General features: G+C 77.2%; 17 protein-coding genes. 4 read left to right on the top strand and 13 right to left on the bottom strand.

Annotated elements, in window-relative coordinates; translation table 11 throughout:
- Positions 1-32 precede the first annotated feature (32 nt).
- Positions 33-899, top strand: coding sequence for an intradiol ring-cleavage dioxygenase (locus ACI8AA_RS12860; RefSeq protein ID WP_457044801.1), 867 nt, complete (start codon positions 33-35; stop codon positions 897-899).
- On the opposite strand, the gene ACI8AA_RS12855 is transcribed toward ACI8AA_RS12860, so the two are convergent.
- The 3 genes from ACI8AA_RS12855 to ACI8AA_RS12845 are packed head-to-tail and all read right to left on the bottom strand — an operon-like array spanning position 896 to position 3,083.
- Positions 896-1,729, bottom strand: a complete 834-nt coding sequence (locus ACI8AA_RS12855; RefSeq protein WP_457044800.1) for a 5-oxoprolinase subunit C family protein — start codon at positions 1,727-1,729, stop codon at positions 896-898. The genes ACI8AA_RS12860 and ACI8AA_RS12855 overlap by 4 nt on opposite strands.
- Entirely contained in the window at positions 1,723-2,334 is a 612-nt protein-coding gene (locus tag ACI8AA_RS12850) for a 5-oxoprolinase subunit B family protein (RefSeq protein WP_457044799.1), read from the bottom strand. The genes ACI8AA_RS12855 and ACI8AA_RS12850 overlap by 7 nt, the downstream gene beginning before the upstream one ends.
- Entirely contained in the window at positions 2,334-3,083 is a 750-nt protein-coding gene (locus ACI8AA_RS12845) for a LamB/YcsF family protein (RefSeq protein WP_457044798.1), read from the bottom strand. Before ACI8AA_RS12845 ends, ACI8AA_RS12850 begins: the two co-directional genes overlap by 1 nt.
- A 121-nt stretch (positions 3,084-3,204) precedes the next feature.
- Between ACI8AA_RS12845 and ACI8AA_RS12840 the strand changes: the two genes are divergently transcribed.
- On the top strand, positions 3,205-4,257 hold the full coding sequence (locus ACI8AA_RS12840) for a chemotaxis protein CheB (protein WP_457044797.1): 1,053 nt from the start codon (positions 3,205-3,207) through the stop codon (positions 4,255-4,257).
- Positions 4,258-4,260: 3 nt separating this feature from the next.
- Positions 4,261-6,324, top strand: coding sequence for a CheR family methyltransferase (locus ACI8AA_RS12835; RefSeq protein WP_457044796.1), 2,064 nt, complete (start codon positions 4,261-4,263; stop codon positions 6,322-6,324).
- A gap of 14 nt (positions 6,325-6,338) precedes the next feature.
- Here ACI8AA_RS12835 and ACI8AA_RS12830 read toward each other — a convergent pair whose 3' ends face one another.
- Genes ACI8AA_RS12830 through ACI8AA_RS12800 form a run of 7 tightly spaced genes read right to left on the bottom strand, consistent with a single transcriptional unit; the run spans position 6,339 to position 12,940 of the window.
- Positions 6,339-7,643 carry an ANTAR domain-containing protein gene (locus ACI8AA_RS12830; protein WP_457044795.1) on the bottom strand — a complete coding sequence of 435 codons (1,305 nt, stop codon included), beginning with the start codon at positions 7,641-7,643 and terminating at the stop codon, positions 6,339-6,341.
- Positions 7,640-8,020 carry a hypothetical protein gene (locus ACI8AA_RS12825; RefSeq protein ID WP_457044794.1) on the bottom strand — a complete coding sequence of 127 codons (381 nt, stop codon included), beginning with the start codon at positions 8,018-8,020 and terminating at the stop codon, positions 7,640-7,642. The genes ACI8AA_RS12830 and ACI8AA_RS12825 overlap by 4 nt, the downstream gene beginning before the upstream one ends.
- 60 nt (positions 8,021-8,080) lie before the next feature.
- Positions 8,081-9,565, bottom strand: a complete 1,485-nt coding sequence (locus ACI8AA_RS12820) for an amino acid permease (RefSeq protein WP_457044793.1) — start codon at positions 9,563-9,565, stop codon at positions 8,081-8,083.
- A 59-nt stretch (positions 9,566-9,624) separates the two neighbouring features.
- On the bottom strand, positions 9,625-10,476 hold the full coding sequence (gene pdxY, locus ACI8AA_RS12815) for a pyridoxal kinase PdxY (RefSeq protein WP_457044792.1): 852 nt from the start codon (positions 10,474-10,476) through the stop codon (positions 9,625-9,627).
- A 33-nt stretch (positions 10,477-10,509) separates the two neighbouring features.
- Positions 10,510-10,917: a four-helix bundle copper-binding protein gene (locus ACI8AA_RS12810; protein WP_457044791.1), complete on the bottom strand. Its 408-nt coding sequence runs from the start codon at positions 10,915-10,917 to the stop codon at positions 10,510-10,512.
- Complete coding sequence (locus ACI8AA_RS12805) at positions 10,914-11,900, bottom strand: beta-carotene 15,15'-dioxygenase, Brp/Blh family (RefSeq protein WP_457044790.1); 987 nt, start codon at positions 11,898-11,900, stop codon at positions 10,914-10,916. Before ACI8AA_RS12805 ends, ACI8AA_RS12810 begins: the two co-directional genes overlap by 4 nt.
- A 2-nt stretch (positions 11,901-11,902) precedes the next feature.
- Positions 11,903-12,940 carry a bacteriorhodopsin gene (locus tag ACI8AA_RS12800; protein WP_457044789.1) on the bottom strand — a complete coding sequence of 346 codons (1,038 nt, stop codon included), beginning with the start codon at positions 12,938-12,940 and terminating at the stop codon, positions 11,903-11,905.
- Positions 12,941-13,237: 297 nt separating this feature from the next.
- Between ACI8AA_RS12800 and ACI8AA_RS12795 the strand changes: the two genes are divergently transcribed.
- The gene (locus tag ACI8AA_RS12795) at positions 13,238-13,618 is read left to right on the top strand and encodes a hypothetical protein (RefSeq protein ID WP_457044788.1); all 381 of its coding nucleotides are present in this window, start codon (positions 13,238-13,240) and stop codon (positions 13,616-13,618) included.
- Here ACI8AA_RS12795 and ACI8AA_RS12790 read toward each other — a convergent pair.
- The 3 genes from ACI8AA_RS12790 to ACI8AA_RS12780 all read right to left on the bottom strand — a co-directional run bounded on the left by ACI8AA_RS12790 (position 13,615) and on the right by ACI8AA_RS12780 (position 17,562).
- Entirely contained in the window at positions 13,615-14,421 is an 807-nt protein-coding gene (locus ACI8AA_RS12790) for a hypothetical protein (protein ID WP_457044787.1), read from the bottom strand. The genes ACI8AA_RS12795 and ACI8AA_RS12790 overlap by 4 nt on opposite strands.
- 103 nt (positions 14,422-14,524) lie before the next feature.
- The gene (locus ACI8AA_RS12785; RefSeq protein WP_457044786.1) at positions 14,525-16,312 is read right to left on the bottom strand and encodes a glycosyltransferase family 2 protein; all 1,788 of its coding nucleotides are present in this window, start codon (positions 16,310-16,312) and stop codon (positions 14,525-14,527) included.
- Complete coding sequence (locus ACI8AA_RS12780; protein WP_457044785.1) at positions 16,309-17,562, bottom strand: glycosyltransferase; 1,254 nt, start codon at positions 17,560-17,562, stop codon at positions 16,309-16,311. The genes ACI8AA_RS12785 and ACI8AA_RS12780 overlap by 4 nt, the downstream gene beginning before the upstream one ends.
- Positions 17,563-17,604: the final 42 nt, after the last annotated feature.

Raw genomic sequence — 17,604 nt, 5'->3', positions numbered from 1 at the left:
CGGAGGTGCACGGCCCCGGGAGAGTGGCCCGCATGCACGAGCTGTTCAGCGAGGAGCGCTCGGCCGACGTCGTCGCCGCCAGCTTCGCGGGCACCCCGGACCCGCGGCTGCGGCAGGTGGTGACGTCGCTGGTCCGTCACCTGCACGCCTTCGTCAAGGACGTCGAGCTCACCGAGGAGGAGTGGGCGGCGGCGATCGACTTCCTCACCCGCACCGGGCACACCAGCGACGCCGTGCGCCAGGAGTTCGTCCTGCTCTCCGACGTCCTCGGCGTCTCGATGCTGGTGGAGACGATCAACCACCGCAGTGGGGGCACCGGCACCGAGTCCACCGTGCTCGGCCCCTTCCACGTCGTCGGGTCGCCGCCCCGGCAGCTCGGCGACGACATCGCCCTCGACGGCAAGGGCACCCCGTGCCTGGTGTCCGGGCGGGTCACCGGCCCGGACGGCGAGCCGCTGGCCGGCGCCACCGTCGACGTCTGGCAGGCCAACGCGGACGGCTTCTACGACGTCCAGCAGCCGGACGTCCAGCCGCCGGGCAACCTGCGCGGGCTGTTCGCCGCCGACGACGACGGCCGCTTCTGGTTCCGGTCGGTCGTGCCGCGCTGGTACCCGATCCCGCACGACGGCCCGGTCGGCCAGCTGCTCGCCGCCACCGGCCGGCACCCCAACCGCCCCGCGCACCTGCATGTCATCGCCGCGGCCCCCGGGTACCGGCCGGTGACCACGCACGTGTTCGTCGCCGACTCGCCCTACCTCGACTCCGACGCGGTCTTCGGGGTCAAGGAGAGCCTCGTCCGGGACGTGCCCGAGGTCGACGACCCGCAGCGCGCCGCCGCGCTCGGCCTGCCCAACCCGTTCCGCACCCTGGCCGTCGACGTCACCCTGCTGCGGGCCTAGCGCCGGAGCCGCAGCACCTGCCCGGGGCGCAGCTGCGCGCAGCGGTCGACGTCGTCGTCGGCGACGTAGCCGGCCACCGGGTAGCCGCCGGTCACCGGCGCGTCGGCGAGGAACAGCACCGGCTGCCCCGACGGCGGCACCTGCACCGCGCCGCGGACCAGCCCCTCGCTGGTCAGCTCGCCCCCGGCCGCGCGGTCCAGCCGCGGACCGGCCAGCCGCAGCCCCACCCGGTTGCTCTCCGCGGTGACCGTCCACGCGGCCGACCCCAGCGCGTCCAGGGCCGAGGAGCTCAGCCAGTCGGCGCGCGGACCGGGCAGCAGCCGCACGGTCACCTCCCCGGCGGGCGGGTCGGCGACCGGCGCGAGGTCGACGCCGGGCAGCGGGCCGGCGGCGTCCCCGACCGGCAGGACGTCCCCGGCACGCAGCGGCGCCGGGCCGAGGCCGGAGAGCACGTCGGTGGACCGCGAGCCCAGCACCGGCGGGACGGCGATCCCGCCGCGGACGGCGAGGTAGGTGCGCAGCCCCGCGGCCGGAGTGCCGAGCGCCAGCGTCGCCCCGGCGCGGAGCGGGCCGGGTGCGGCGTGCACCGCCGACCCCGGGCAGCGCGCGCCCGTGGTGACGACGAGCAGGTCGGCCCCGGCGCGCACCACCAGCCCGCCGAGGGTCACCTCCAGCACCGCGGCCGCGGGGTCGTTGCCCACCAGCCTGTTCGCCAGATCGGCCGCGGCCCGGTCCGCGGCCCCGGACCGGCCGACGCCGATCCCGCCGAGCCCCGGCCGGCCGCGGTCCTGCACCGTGGTCAGCGGGCCGGGGGACAGGACGGTCAGCACGGTACGAACCGCACCCGCACGCCGGGGCGCAGCAGCGCGGCCGGGTCGCGGGCCAGGTCGAACACCGCGACGTCGGTTCGCCCGAGCAGCCGCCAGCCGCCCGGCGACGCGCTCGGGTACACCCCGGTGAAGCCGCCGGCCAGGCCCACCGACCCGGCCGGCACCCGCGTGCGCGGGGTGGCCAGCCGCGGCACGTCCCACGGGTCGGCTCCAGGCTCCAGGGACGGGACGCAGTAGCCGAAGCCGGGGGAGAACCCGCAGAACGCCACGGTCCACTCCCGCCCGCTGTGCGCCGCGACGACGCCGTCGGGGTCGGTGCCGAGCAGCTCCGCGACGTCGGCGAGGTCGGCGCCGTCGTAGCGCACCGGCAGCTCGACCCGCTCGCCGGTGCCCGCCCGGCCCGGCCGCCACGGCAGCCGCTCCAGCGCGGCCTGCACGTCGGCGAGGTCCCCGTCGGCCACCACCAGCACCGTTCGCGCGGCCGGGACGACGTCGACGACGCCCGGCAGCGCCCGCTCGCGCAGCGCGGCGGAGAACCCGAGGACGGCGTCGAGGTCGTCGAGCTCCACGAGCAGCGCGGCCGACCCGCTCGGCAGGACGCGCATCAGGCGAACGGCGCCAGCGCGACGCCGGCGTCCGTGAGCGCCGCGCGCACCTCCCGGGCGATGGCCACCGCGCCGGGGGTGTCGCCGTGCACGCAGATCGAGTCCGGCGCCAGCACCAGCGGACCGCCCTCGACGTCGGTCACCGGCTCCCGGGCGGCCATCGCCACGCACCGCCGGGCGATCTCGGCGGCGTCGGTGAGCACCGCACCCGGCTGCCGGCGGGGGACCAGCGTGCCGGCCGGGGTGTAGGCGCGGTCGGCGAACGCCTCGGCCACCGTGGGCAGCCCCGCCTCGCCGGCCAACCGCAGGAACGCCGAGCCCGGCAGCCCCAGCACGGGCAGCGACCGGTCGTACGCCGCGACGGCGGACACCACGGCCGCGGCCTGCTCCTCGTGCGCGACGACCGCGTTGTACAGCGCCCCGTGCGGCTTGACGTAGCGCACCCGCGTGCCCGCCGCCCGCGCCAGGCCGTCGAGCGCGCCGAGCTGGTACAGCACGTCGGCGGCGAGCTCGTCGGGCGCGGCGTCGAGGAACCGGCGGCCGAAGCCGGCGAGGTCCCGGTAGGACACCTGCGCGCCGATCGCGACGCCGGCGTCGGCGGCCTGCGCGCACACCCGCCGCAGCGTCAGCGGGTCCCCGGCGTGGAAGCCGCAGGCGACGTTCGCACTGGTCACCACCTGCAGCATCGCGGCGTCGTCGCCGAGGGTCCACGCACCGAAGGACTCCCCGAGGTCGGCGTTGAGGTCCATGGCGACATCCTCGCGGTCGACCCGCGCACGCCACGCGGTCAGCCGACCGGGAGGCAACTACCGTTCCGGTGACGCCCCTGTGAGCCGGGAGCGCGCCCAGCACGGGAGGAGGCGGTACCGGATGCACCGGGACCTCGTGGTGATCGGCGCCTCGGCCGGCGGTGTCGAGGCGCTGCGCGACCTGCTCGCCGGCCTCCCCCGGGACCTGCCCGCCGCGGTCCTGGTGGTGCTGCACATGCCCTCCACCGGCCGCAGCGCCCTGCCGGCCATCCTCGGGCGGGTGTCGGCGCTGCCGGTGTCCGCGGCCCGGGACGGGATGCGGCTGGAGCCCGGCACGGTCGTCGTCGCCGTGCCCGACCGGCACCTGATGGTGGCCGACGGCCACGTGCAGCTCTCGCGGGGGCCGCGGGAGAACGGCCACCGGCCGGCGGTCGACGTCCTGTTCCGCTCGGCCGCCCGCGCGCACGGCCCCCGGGTGGTCTCGGTCGTCCTGTCCGGCGCGCTCGACGACGGCACCGCGGGCACGATCGCCGTCCGCACCCGGGGCGGCGCGGCGCTCGCGCAGGACCCGGAGGAGGCCCTGTACCCGAGCATGCCGCTGCACGCGGTGGATGTCGGTGGGGCCGACCACGTCGCCGGGCTCGCCGAGCTGCCGAAGCTGCTGGACCGGCTGGTGCGCGAGGAGGTCGACGCCGTCGCCCCCGCACCCACCCACCTGATGACGACGGAGACGGAGATGGCCCGACTCGACGGCGAGGCGATGGACGAGGACACGCGGCCGGGGACGCCGTCGGGCTTCGGCTGCCCCAGCTGCCACGGCGCGCTGTTCTCGATCAGCGAGGGCGGGATGGAGCGGTACCGGTGCCGCGTCGGCCACGCCTGGTCGCCCGAGGCCCTGGCCGCCGAGCAGGCGCAGGCGCTGGAGGGCGCGCTGTGGATGGCGCTGCGCGGCCTGGAGGAGCGGGCGGCGCTCAGCCTGCGCATGGGCCTGCGGGCGGAGGACAGCGGACACCGGCACAGCGCGCTCGCCTTCCGGCGCCGGCACGACGAGGCGCTCGGGGCCGCCTCGCTGCTGCGGGAGCTCCTCGAACGCGGTGCGCTCAACGGCGAGGGTCTCCCGGACCAGGTCGACGACAGGCTCGGCGACCCCACCGACAGCGCGACGGGGGCCTGAGCCGTGGCGGAGGACCAGCGGCGCGGCGTCGACGGCCGGGCGCCCGACGAGGAGCCCGGCCGGCGGCCGGCCACCGCGGACCCGGGGAGCCCCGCGCTGGACGGGCGCGCGCCGGCCGGTGCCGCGCAGGACGGCCCGGCCCCGGACGCCCCGGCCCTGGACGACCCGGAGACCGACGACGCCGTGCTGGAGGACGCCGACGACGCCGAGGCCGACGCGTTCAGCGACGCCGCCGCGGGCCTGGACCCCGACTTCGAGTCGCTGCTGGTCTACCTGCGCGAGCGACGCGGCTTCGACTTCACCGGCTACAAGCGGCCGAGCCTGGTCCGCCGGGTGCGCCGGCGCATGGCGGAGGTCGGCATCGCCTCGGTCGCCGAGTACGAGGACTTCCTCGAGGTCCACCCCGACGAGTTCGCGCCGCTGTTCAACACGATCCTCATCAACGTCACGAGCTTCTTCCGCGACCGCCCGGCCTGGGACCACCTGCGCGACCGGCTGCTGCCGGACCTGCTGGCCACCGCCGGGCCGGTCATCCGGGTGTGGAGCGCCGGCTCCGCGTCGGGCCAGGAGGCCTACAGCCTGGCGATCCTGCTGGCCGAGGCGCTCGGCGTCGACGAGTTCCGCGAGCGGGTGAAGATCTACGCCACCGACGTCGACGAGGAGGCCCTCGCCCAGGCCCGCCAGGCGCTGTTCACCGAGCGCGAGATGGCGGGCCTGACGCCCGAGCAGGTGGAGCGGTACTTCACCCAGGAGGGCACCCGGTTCGCCTTCCGCAAGGACCTGCGCCGCTCGGTCATCTTCGGCCGCAACGACCTCGTGCAGGACGCGCCCATCTCGCACGTGGACCTGCTGCTGTGCCGCAACACGCTCATGTACTTCAACGCGGAGACGCAGAACCGCATCCTCGGGCGGCTGCACTTCGCGCTCGCCCCGCACGGGCTGCTGTTCCTCGGCAAGGCCGAGATGCTGCTCTCGCACACCCAGCTGTTCGTGCCGGTCGACCTCACCCGCCGCTTCTTCCGCAAGCGGGACGGCGCGGTGGCGCCCGAGCGCCGGGTGGTGCCGGCGGTGCCGCGCGGCGACCTCGACAGCGGCCTCGGCGACCTGTCCCGGCTGCGCCGCCAGGCGATGCTCTCCTCGCCCGGTGCCCAGCTCGTCCTCGACGCCGAGGGACGGCTGGCGATGGTCAACCACCAGGCCGAGCGGCTGTTCCGGGTCGACGAGCGCGACGTGGGCCGGCCGTTCCAGGACCTGGAGGTCTCCTACCGGCCCGTCGAGCTGCGCGGGGCCATCGCCGAGGCGGTGGGCAGCCGCCGGACGGTGTGGCTGCGCGGCGTCGAGCGGCACCAGGCCGGGGCCGAGGCCCTGGTCTTCGACGTCCAGGTGATGCCCCTGTCCCGCGAGGACGGCACCCCGCTCGGCAGCACGGTCATCTTCGAGGACGTCACCCACTACCGGCGGCTGCAGCGGGAGCTGGAGTTCGCCAACCGGCAGCTGGAGACCGCCTACGAGGAGCTGCAGTCGACCAACGAGGAGCTGGAGACCACCAACGAGGAGCTGCAGTCCACGGTCGAGGAGCTGGAGACCACCAACGAGGAGCTCCAGTCGACCAACGAGGAACTGGAGACGATGAACGAGGAGCTCCAGTCGATGAACGACGAGCTCCACACGACCAACGAGGAGCTGCGCGCCAGCACCGACGAGGTCGCCACGCTCAACCAGTTCATGACCGGGGTCCTCTCCAGCTTCCGCGCCGGGGTCGTCGTCGTCGACCAGGACCTGCGGGTGCTGGCTTGGAACGCCGCGGCCGAGGACCTGTGGGGCATGCGGCAGGACGAGGTGGCCGGGCAGTACCTGCTCAACCTGGACATCGGGCTGCCGGTCTCCGACCTGCACCCGCTGCTGCGCCGCCAGGTGGCCGGGGACGGCTCGGCGCACGAGACCGTCGAGCTCGGCGCGGTCAACCGCCGCGGCCGGCCGGTGCGGGTCCGGGTGACCGTCAGCGCCTTCGCCCCCGGCCCGGGCCAGCGCGGCGGCGCCGTCGTCCTCATGGACCCCACCGAGTGAGCCCGTGACGGAGGTCAGTGGGCGGCGGCGATGACCTCGTCGGCGTGGCCCTGCACGACCAGCTGGGCGAGGTCGCGGACCTTGACGTTGAGCCGGTTGCTCAGGGTGACCAGCCGGGCGAACGCGTCGTCGGCGTCGACGCCCAGGCGGCCCATGAGCACGCCCTTGGCCTGGTCGATGACCGCCCGCGTGGACAGCGCCTGCTCCAGGTTGAGCGTGAGCCGGCGCAGCGCCTCCCGCTCGCCGACCTCCTGCAGCACGGCGGCGACGGCGACCGCCACGAGCTCGGCGATCCGCCGGTCGGCGAGGCCGAACGCGTCGGCGTGGCGGGAGTAGACGTTGAGCACGCCGGCCGGCTCGCCCGACAGCGCCAGCGGCACCGCGAGGACGCTGCGCACCGGCCCGGCCGCGGCCAGCCGCGCCAGCGCCGGCCAGCGCGGGTCGGTGCGCAGGTCGCCGGTCACGACGACCTCGCGCCGGGCGGCGGCGTCCCAGCACGGGCCCTCCTCCGCGCGCATCTGCCGCCCGTCGGCGTCCTGGGCGGCGGTGGAGTCGCTGCCGATCGACCGCGGTGAGGCGGGGGAGCCGACGGTGACGCTGACCCAGTCCGCCGCCGGGACGGCGCTCGTGGTGAGCGCCGCGATCCGGCCGAGCAGCTGCCGGCGGTCCACGGAGGTGCCGGTGAGCCGGGTGAGCTGGGTGAGCGCCTCGGCGACGGTGACCGGTGCGCTCGCGCCGGGTCCGTCGTCGCCGGCGGCCCTGCCGGCAGGCTCCCCGTCGGCCGCCTCCGGGGTGCCGAGCGGGATGCCGCTGCTCTCGGTCACCAGCACCCAGCGGATCCGCGCCCGCAGCGCGTCCGGGTCCACCACGTCCGGCGCCCCGAACAGCTGTCCCGGGACGGGCGCGCCGTCGCGGCCGCGGACCGTGACCGGCCCGCGGTACTCGGCCGTCTGGCCCGTGCCGAGCGCCCGCAGCGCGGAGCGGAACGCGGAGACGTCGTGCGGGTCGAGGTAGACGGTCAGGGGCTTGCCGGCCAGCCGGGGGAGCGAGACGCCGACGGCCGCGGCGAGCGCCGGGTTGACCTCGACGAGCTTGCCCACGCCGTCGGTGACGAACAGGCCGACGGGCAGGACCGCCGCGACGTGCTCGTGCCACCGGCGCTCGTCCTCGTAGCGGTGCACGAGCCGGGCGATCTCCTCCTGCTGGGCCCGCAGCTCCTCCTCGGCGACCCGGAGCTCCTCCTGGACGACGTCGAGGTCGGCGAGGTCCTCGACGACGTGCTGCGCGCCCAGGGGTGGCGGCCGCCCGGGCTCGGTCACGTCGCCGCCTCCTCGTGCGCCTCGGCGGCGTCCTCGGTCGCGAGCCGCCGGTCCTCCTCCGCCTCGTCGCGGTGCCGGGCCGCCTGGCGCCGGTGCTCCTCGGGGTTCCCGACCCCGTGCTCGGCGGCGATCTCGTGCACCCGGGCCGTGTGCTCGTGCAGCCGGGAGGAGTGCTCGTGCCGCGCGGCGGCGCGGCGGTGGGCCGCCTCCGCGCGGGCGGCGGCGTCCTCGGCCGCCTCCCGCGCCGCCCGGACGTCGTCCTCGGACGGCAGGTGGCCCGCGTTCAGGCGGTCCAGCCGCTCGGCCAGCTCGCGGGTGCGCCGGCCGGCGGCCTCCGCGCGCTCGGCCGCCTGGCGCGCGGCGTCGTCTGCGGTCATGGGCCCATGGTCCTCGCCCGGGACCCGCCCCGCAGCGGTGTCGGGCACGGTGACCGGCTCTCAGGTCCGCTGCGCGGCCCGCTCCCGGGCGGCCGCGCGCACCCGGGAGTGCCGGTAGCCGTAGGCGGCGTACACCAGCATCCCGAGCGCGAGCCAGGCCAGGAACCGCAGCCACGTCTCGATGCTCAGGTTGAGCATCAGGTAGAGGCAGGCCAGCGCGGCGACGGCCGGGAGCACGGGGGAGAACGGCACCCGGAAGGGCCGCTCGAGCCGCGGGCGGGTGCGGCGCAGCACCGGCACCGCGACCGCCACCAGCAGGAAGGCGAACAGCGTCCCGATGCTCACCAGGTCGGCCAGCGTCCCGAGCGGCACGAACGTCGCCAGCACCAGCACCAGGACGGCGAACAGCAGCGTGACCCGCGCCGGGACGCCGGTGCGCGGGCTGACCCGGGCCACCGCCGGCGGCAGCAGCCCGTCGCGGCCCATGGCGAACCCGATCCGGCCGATGGTGATCAGGTCGACCAGGATCACCGAGGTCAGCCCGGCCACCGCGGCGATCGACACCAGCGACGACGCCCAGCCCAGCCCCACCTGGTCGAACGCGTCGGCGATCGGCGCGCCCTCGTCGATGTCGGTGTACTCGACCATCCCGACGACGACGAAGGCGACGCCGACGTAGAGCGCGGTGGCCACCCCCAGGGTGCCGAGCAGGCCGAGCGGCACGTCCCGCGCCGGGCGCCGGGTCTCCTCCGACAGGTTGGCCACCGCCTCGAAGCCGGTGTAGGCGAAGAAGACGACCGCCGCCGCGGTGAGCACCCCGCCGACGCCGAACGCGACCGGCTCCAGGCCGGCGAGGACCTCGATGAGCGGCCGGGCCAGCCCGCTGCCGCTCTCGGCCGGCTCCGACGGCGGCACGAACGGGGTGAGGTTGGCGCCGCGGACGAACCAGACCCCGGCCAGGATCACGAACAGGCAGACGGCGACCTTGACGACGACGAGCACGCCGGTGACCCGCGCCGACTCGCGGATGCCCAGCACCGCCACCAGCGTCAGCACGACGACGATGAACGCGGCGCCCACGTTCACCGTGGAGGTCTCGCCGAACACCGACGGCGGCAGGTCCAGCAGGTTGCCGACGTAGCCCGACCAGCCGCGGGCGACCACGGCCGCCCCGAGGGCGAACTCGAGGAACAGGTCCCAGCCGATGATCCACGCGACGACCTCGCCGACCGTGGCGTAGGTGTAGGTGTACGCGCTGCCCGCCGTCGGCACGGCCGAGGCCAACTCGGCGTAGCAGACCGCCGCGAGCAGGGCGACCACGCCCGCGATGGCGAAGGAGAGCACCACCGCCGGGCCGGCACTGTTCTTCGCCGTCACGCCGGTGAGGGTGAAGATCCCGGTGCCGATGACGATGCCGATGCCGAACCCGACCAGGTGCCGGGCGGACAGCCGCTTGCGCAGGTGCCCGCCGCGGTCGGGCGCCCCCTCGTCGTCCCCGGCGTCCGCGCGGACGGCCTCCACCGACTTCGTCCGGAACAGGTCCACGGGGGGACGCTAGGTCGGTGCGCGCCGGCCCGCTGGGTGAGGGGACAGGTGGTCCGCCGTCAGACCTCGTCGACGGGGAAGGTGCGCGACGGGGACACGAACTCGTCCTGGGCGGCGACCAGCAGGATCTCCCGCGAGCCGGCCTCCTCGGTGCGCCGCAGCAGCCCCCAGACGCTGGCCGCGGCCCGGCCGAGCGCCTCGCCGGCCGAGCGGGTGTCGAGCCAGTGCGCGAGGAACAGCGCCGCGATCGCGTCGCCGGCGCCGTTGACCGACACCGACAGCCGCGGCGTGCGCACGCGGAAGTGCCGCCCGCCCTCGGAGGCGAGCAGGTCGACGGCGTCGTCGGGGGTGTCGTCGGCGACCAGCGACGTCGTCAGCACCACCCGCGGGCCCAGCCCCTGCACGGCGGCCACGGCGTCCTGCACCTCGGCGAGGGTGCGGGTCGTCGTCCGCGCCAGCAGGTCGAGCTCGTAGTGGTTGGGCGTGACGACGTCGGCCGCGGGGACGGCGACCTCGCGCATGAACTCCTCGATGCCCGGCCGCACGAACACGCCGCGGCCGACGTCGCCGATGACCGGGTCGCAGGCGTAGACGGCGTCGGGGTTGGCCGCGCGCACCCGCCCGACCGTGCCGACCACGGCGTGGCCGATGTCGGCCGACCCGAGGTAGCCGGACAGGACGGCGTCGGCGGTGCCGAGCACGCCGCGGTCGGCGATGCCGTCGACGACCTCCTCGATGGCCTGGCCGTCGAACACCCGGCCGGTCCACGCGCCGTAGCCGGTGTGGTTGGAGAACTGGACGGTGTGGACCGGCCAGACCTCGACGCCGAGGCGCTGCAGCGGGAAGACCGCCGAGGAGTTGCCGACGTGGCCGTAGGCGACGTGCGACTGGATCGAGAGGACGTTCACCACGGGCACACACGCTGCCATGCGCCCGCGGTCCGGTCAGCCGAGGGTGGCCACCAGGTCGCGGCAGGCCTGCTCGCACCGCCGGCAGGACTCGGCGCAGACGCGGCAGTGCTCGTGCATCTCCGCGTGGGACGCGCACTCGTCGCCGCAGGCGCGGCAGGCGGCGGCGCACGCCTCGAGGACGGTGCGGGTGAGGTTCGCGTCGTAGCCGGTGTGCCGGGACAGCACCCGCCCGGTCGCCGCGCAGACGTCGGCGCAGTCCAGGTTCGTTCGGATGCACTTCCGCAGGTCGGCGACCATCTCCTCGGACAGGCAGGCGTCGGCGCACGCGGTGCACGCCTGCGCGCACTCCACGCACGCCTCGATGCAGGCGGCGAGCCGCTCGCGGTCGATGCCGCCGAGGTCGGCCGGGTAGGTGTCGAGCATCTGCGCGGCGACGGTCACGTCGGTCTCCGTTCCCCGGGTCGGGCCGGGGCGGCGGGCGCCGTCCCGGGCGGCGGGTCCCGGCGCGCCGTCCGGTCGAGCCGGGCGACGACGAGCGCGTGCGGGAGCGTGAGCGCCGCCAGGACCGGCAGGGCGGTGGCCAGGGACCCGCGCCAGCCTCCCGCGGCCGGCCACAGCAGCGCCAGGACCGCGAGCACCGCGAGGGTCGGCAGCGCCGCGGCTGCGGCGAACCGGCGCAGCGGCCCGCGCAGCCGCCCGCGGGCCAGGTCGTCCGCGTTCGCCGGGTCCGCGGCGACGAGGCGGGCCACGTGGCGGACGGCGTGCCAGCAGCCGAACCACACGCCGAAGGCCGCGAACGGCGGGACGACGAGCACGAGCACCAGCAGGACCGCCACCTCGGCGGCCTCCAGCCACCGGCCGGCCAGCAGCCGCTCGGCGCCCAGCGCGGCGGCTGCCGGGAGCACCGTGACCAGCACCGTCACGACGAGGGCGGTCGGCAGGACGCCGCTGCTCCCGGGCACGACCGCGGCCACGACCGGCGCGGCCGCGTCCGCCCCGCGTGCCAGGGGGACGAGCAGGACCAGCGCGCCCAGCACGACCGACGCCGTCGCCTGCCGCTGCACCGGGCGTCCCGCCCGCAGGTCGGCGAAGGCGGTCTCCCCGGTGCCGAAGTGCCAGGTCGACACGAGCACGAAGACGACCAGCGCCGGCCCCGGCGCCGCCCGGAACAGCAGCCACCCGGCGGCGGCCACGGCGGCGTAGCCGAGGGCGACCAGCGTCGGCCGCTTCAGCCGCCCGCCGGTCCCCAGGTGGTCGGCCGCCCCGTGCGGCAGGCCCAGCAGGAGGCCGGCCACCAGCGGCAGCCAGGCCAGGTCGCCCCAGCCGACGGCGACCTCGACGGCCACCACCGCCGCCACCGCCGTCAGCGAGACGGCGGTCGCGGCCCGCGCGGGGGCGGCGACCGGACCGGCGGGCGACGGCACGCTCAGGTCCGGTCGGCCGTCCAGGCGGCCACGTACCGGCCGGCGGAGACCCGGCTGCCGGGGTCCCGCCCGGGCAGGTGCTCGACCTCGTGGTGCTCGTGCGGGTAGGCCGGGTGCGTGGCGAACACCGGGGCGTCGTCGACGGCGTTGTCCTCGAAGCGGGTGGTGCGGTGCTCGGTCTGCGTGCGCGGCAGCACGGCCTCGCTCTGGTGCACGTTGCTCACCCACACCGACTGGGGGTGGGTGTCGACGCCGGCGGCGACGTCCTCGGCGGTGCGCAGCTTGGCCACCTTGTGCACGAGCACCCCGAAGCCGACCTTGGCCAGCACGTCGGCGGCGGAGTAGGCCACCTGCATGCCGGTGAACCAGGCGGGCGTGACGTCGACGAACACCGGCACCGCGTAGACCAGCGGGTACACCCCGAAGCCGGCCAGCAGCACGATCGCCGCGTTGCGCAGGCTGGTCCCGGCCTCGACGCTCATCGACGCCGTCGAGGAGCGGACGGCGCCGATCAGCGCGACGTACAGGTAGGCGTAGAAGACGGTGCTGACGCAGCCCCACAGCACCAGCGCGCCGACGTCGCGGCCCTGCGCCAGCACCTGGCTGCCCAGGAAGCCGGTGAGGATCATGAGGAAGGCCGCGGCCGTCGTGGTGAACCGCAGGTTGCGTGCCCGGGCCCCGGTGAGCGAGCAGACGGCCAGCAGCTCCGCGGTCAGCAGCGGCACGGTCACCGACCAGTCGGCGTAGCGCGGGTACAGCGTCGCGCGCGCCTCGGCGTTCGGCACGTACCCGGCGTCGGTCAGCGTGAAGCCGGTGTCCCACTTCAGGTACAGCACCAGGTACGACAGCGCCGCGACGCCCGCGACGCACAGGCCGGCGAGCACGGCGGGCCGGTAGCGGGCGCCGACCTCGTCCCGGCTCGTCCACGAGTAGAGGAGGTAGGCGACCAGGGCGAGGCCCGCGCCGGCGATCGAGTAGGTGACCAGGTCGTACAGGCCGGGCGGCATGGTCTGCAGCTCGGGGGTGGGCGTGTCGGGCACGTCGGCGGGACCTCCGGGGAGCCGGGGCTGCGGGGCCGCGGCTCGACCCGCGGCGGGGTTACCCCGCGTCACCCGGCCGAACCGGGCGTGCCCCGCCGGGCGGGTGGCCGTGGTCGTCGGCGCAGGCGGCGACCCGGACCGGGTGCTCCCGCCGGGCGCCGGGAGGCGCGTGCCGGCGCGTCGCGCGGCGGGGCGCGCGGACCGACTTGTCGCGGAACCGGGGCGGCGGGATCCTGCGGTCACCGCCGCGGACGCCGGGCTCCCGGGCTGTGCGGCGCGGTCCAGGGGAGGGCCGCCATGGGCTGGGCTGTCGTCAGCGTCGTCGGGTTCGTCGTGCTGACCGCGCTGGTCACCGCGATGGCACGGAGCAACACCGCCCGCTGGGAGCGGGACCACCGCGCGGCCCAGGCCGCGGCGCGGGCGCGGGCCGCGGCGGCGCGCAGCGCCTGGACGGCGGCCCTCGGCCGGGCGCGGCCGCAGTCGCCCGAGGAGCCGCGCCGCGGTTCCCTGCACCTGCCGCACGTGCGGCTGCCTGCCGCCCTGGTGGACCGGCTGCCGCACCCGCACGTCCCGCTGCCGCGGCACCTGCCGCACCTGCACCTGCCGGTGCTGCGCCTGCCGGGCCGCGTCCGGTCCGACCGGGAGCCGGAGGAGCCGCCGCGCGCCGAGGCGTCCTAGACCGCCACCTCCCGGCCCGGTGCCTCCCGCTCCGCGACGGGGAAGGTCAGCTGCTCGAAGCCGGGCCGCTCCGCGCCGCGCGCGGCCCGGCCCGCCCGCCGGGCGGCCGCCTCCCGCTCGGCGGTGCGCCGGGCGTGCCGGGCGCGGGCCTCGGCGAGGCCGGGGACGTCGAGCCCGTCGGCGGTCAGCCGGCAGGCGGCCAGCCGCACCCAGCGGACCGCCGCGCCGGTGTCCCTGACGCCGACCATCAGGCCGCGGTCGTGCCGGCGCACCACCAGGGCGGCGCCGCGCACGCGCGCCTCGGCGGCCGCGGACACCTCGGCGTCGGGGCCGTGCAGCCAGGTGACCCGCCCGCTCGTGCGCCGCAGCACGTCGTCCCGCTCCCGCCAGGCGTCGTCGGCGAGCGGGGCGAGCTGGACCTCGAGGACGCCCGCGCCGGGGACGGCGACGTGCAGGCCGGGGTGGCCGCCCGGGTCGGGCGCCCGCACCATCCGGGCCTCGTGCCCCAGGCCGGTGAGCCACGCGGTGAGCGGACGGCGGTAGCGCAACGCGTCGTAGGCGGGGCCGGCCGCCGCACCGCGCCGGGCGAACGCGCACGCCGCGGACCCCACGTGCGCGAACGCGGGCCGCGGCCCGTGCGCGACCTCGAGCCGGCCGCCGCAGCCGCCGGCCTCGCGCGCGCACCAGAAGCCGCCGCGGGCCTGCTGCCCGAGGCGCCACGCCTCGTCGTCGTCGCGGGGCAGCTCGACGGCCGCGGTGCCGTCCGGCCCGTCGGTGACCGCCCAGCGCAGCTCACCCGTCACGGCGCCGACGGTAGGAGCGGGGTCCGACGGTTCCGCCGTCCGCGCGCGGCCCCCGTGCAGGGCCCGCCGCGAGCCTGCGAGCGGTGGGGGGCACGGGGGTCCTTCAGCGGGCGATCGAGCGGAAGAGGTCGACCAGGCGGTCGGCGTGCGCGTCGAAGACGTGCCGCTCCCGCGCGGCCAGGGCGGCGGCGTGCCCCGCCCGCGTCCCGAGCTCGGCGTGCAGGGCCGCGGCGACGTCGTCGGCGGAGCGGTAGAACAGCCCCGTCCCGTCAGCGCGCAGCACCCGCTCCACCGAGACCAGCGAGCCGGGGTTGGCCTGCTGGAGCAGCGGCAGCCCCGCGGCCAGGTACACCGGCAGCCGGGCGGGGGAGTTGAGGTCGTCCCAGCCGGCCCGGCGCAGGTCGCCGCCGTTGGCCGAGTCGAAGCGGTGCAGCCACCCGGCGTCGTGGCGGGACAGCTCGCGCACCCAGTCCTCCGGCCCGACGGCGGGGTGCACGTGCACGAACCCCGGTGCGCGGGCCAGCGCCTCGTCCAGCCAGCCGGTCCACGACCCCTTCGCCCCCGGCGCCCGGACCTGCCCGTACAGGTGGGTGTGCACGCCGCGGTCGGCCAGCGCCAGCACCCAGTCCAGGTCCAGCCCGGAGGGCCGGCCGGCGAGGGCGGCGTGCGGCTGCCCGTCGGCGTCCGAGAACCGCGGCGAGAACGGCGCGTCGAGCCAGTCGCGCTTGGGCAGGTCGCCGTCGAGGACGCCGAGCCGTGCCGGGTCGACCCGGCCGGACAGCGCGAGGGCGAACCAGTCGCGCTCCTCCTCGGTGGCGAACAGGCAGGCGTCGGCGCCGCAGACGAGGTCGGCCAGCAGCGGCCACTCCCCGCGCACGACGCTGCGCTGCGGCGCCTCCTTGAAGTGCCACACGAACGGCAGGCCGGGGAACGCCTGCTGCACGGCGTGCGCGAACGGCACCGCCCGCCAGTTGAGCTGCGCCCACACGACGTCGGGGGCGAGCGCGCGGACCTCCTCCCGCCAGCGGTCGCGGTCGAGGTCGGGGACGGAGCCGAACGGCAGCGGCCCGACGGTGGAGTCGCCGAGGCCGTCGGCGGTCCACAGGCCGGTGAGGGAGTGGCCGCGCTCGGCCAGCGCCAGTACCCGCTCGGGGTTGAACGCGAGCTCGCCGACCACGAGGACCCGCAGCCCGTCCGGCGACGGCGGGTACCCCCGCTCCCGGAACCGGGCGTACCGGGCGACCTCGTCGGTCCCCCCGCCGTCGGTGGAGGCGAACCGCAGCGGCCCGGCCACCCGGTAGCGGCTGCGGAACACGTTGAGGCCGCCGTCGGACGACTCGCGGATCGCCCGCGACCGCTGGCCCGGGTGCCGCGTCCACGCGCAGGTGGCCCGGCCGGTGCCGGTCGTCGTCCCGCGGGCGGCCACCCGCGACCACATCAGCCGGTCGAGGTCGTCGGTCTCCAGCTCGGCGCGCTCGGTCCAGCGGTCACCGGTGCGCCGGTGGGCCACCTGCACCAGCTGCGCGTAGGGGGGATCGGCCGGCTCGTCGAGGTCGGCGCGGGCCAGCACCACGCCGTCGTCGGCCAGGGCGGCGAGCAGCGTGGCGAGGTGCGCGGGGAACCAGACGTCGTCGGCGGGCAGGTAGGCGACGACCGGGGCGGTGGTCTCGTCCAGCGCCCGGTTGAGCGCCGCGCCCAGGCCGCGGTTGTGGTCGGTGCGCACCAGCCGCAGCCGGGGGTCGGCGGGGACGGCGACCGGCTCGCGGGACCCGTCGTCGACGACCACCGCCTCCCACGCCGCCTCCTCCTGGGCGAGCAGCGACTCCAGCGCCCGGGGCAGGAACGCCGCCTGGTCGTGCACCGGGACCAGGACGGCGACCCGCGGGGTCACGCGGCGGGCTCGAGGTCGGAGTCGACGCCCAGCACCCGGTCGTAGACGGCGGCCACCCGCCCCGACAGCGCCGGCCACCCGTACTCGGCCGAGCGGGCGCGGGCGCCGGCGGCCAGCCGGGCGCGCAGCAGGTCGTCGCCGGCCACCCGGTCCAGCGCGGCGGCCAGCGCGCCGGCGTCACCGGGCGGCACGAGCAGCCCGGTGCGCCCGTCCTGCACCACCTCGGGGATCCCGCCGACGTCACTGGCGACGACCGGCAGGCCCGCGGCCATCGCCTCGGTGAGCACCGAGCCCATCTCCTCGTAGGCCGAGGGCAGCACGAGCACGTCGAGGGAGGCCAGCACCGCGGGCACGCGGGCGTGCTCGACGAAGCCGGCGAGCATGATCCGCCCGGCCGCGGGGCTCTCGGCGGCCAGCCGGTGCACCAGCGCCCGGTCCGGCCCGTCGCCGACGACGACCAGCGACGCCTCCTCCCGCATCCGCCCGAACGCGCGCACCAACGTGGCCGGGTCCTTCTGCGGCGCGAGCCGGCCGACGTAGCCGATCCGCGGCCGCGCCACCCCGGGGAACACGTCGGGGGTGCCGCCGGAGAACAACGCCGGGTCGAAGCCGGAGGGGATGGTGGACAGCCGGTCGGCCGGCACGCCGTCCGCGCGCAGGGCCGCCGCGGTCCGCCCGGTGAGGACGACGACGGCGTCGGCGCGGCGGAGGGTGCTGCGCTCGATCCAGCCGCCGAGCGCCCGCAGCAGCCGCACCCTCGGCCCCCGGCCGGTCAGCGTGTGCCCGACGCTGCAGTGCACGGTGACCACCAGCGGGGCGCGGTGCACCCGCGCGGCCAGCCGGGCCAGCGGCAGCGTGGCGAGGTCCTCGCCCTGGTGGGCGTGCACCACGTCGACCGGCGCCCGGCGGCCGGCGCGCAGCACCGCCGGCAGCCCGGACAGCGCCCACAGCTGCCGGAGCCGGGGCACCGGCAGCCCGGTGCGGGACACCCGGGCGCCGCGGCCCAGCGACGTCGTCCCGCGCGGGCCGGCCAGCCGCGCGGTCACCACCGTCTGCCGCACGCCGGCGGCGTCGAGGCAGCGGGTGAGCGTGGCCGTGTGGTTCTGCATCCCGCCGATCGGGTCGAACCGCGCCGCGCGGGCGTCCAGCTCCCCGGGCAGCGCCCCCGGCGTCGTGGCCGGCCGGGCCGCCGGCGGTTCGAACACGCTGCACAGGCGCAGCACGTGCAGGGCGGCAGCGGGACGGGACACGCAGGGGACCTCCGGCGTCGGCGGGCGAACAGGCGGGCGGGC

The sequence above is a fragment of the Geodermatophilus sp. SYSU D01180 genome (genome assembly GCF_054050415.1).
This window is presented reverse-complemented; position numbering and strand designations above follow the sequence as displayed.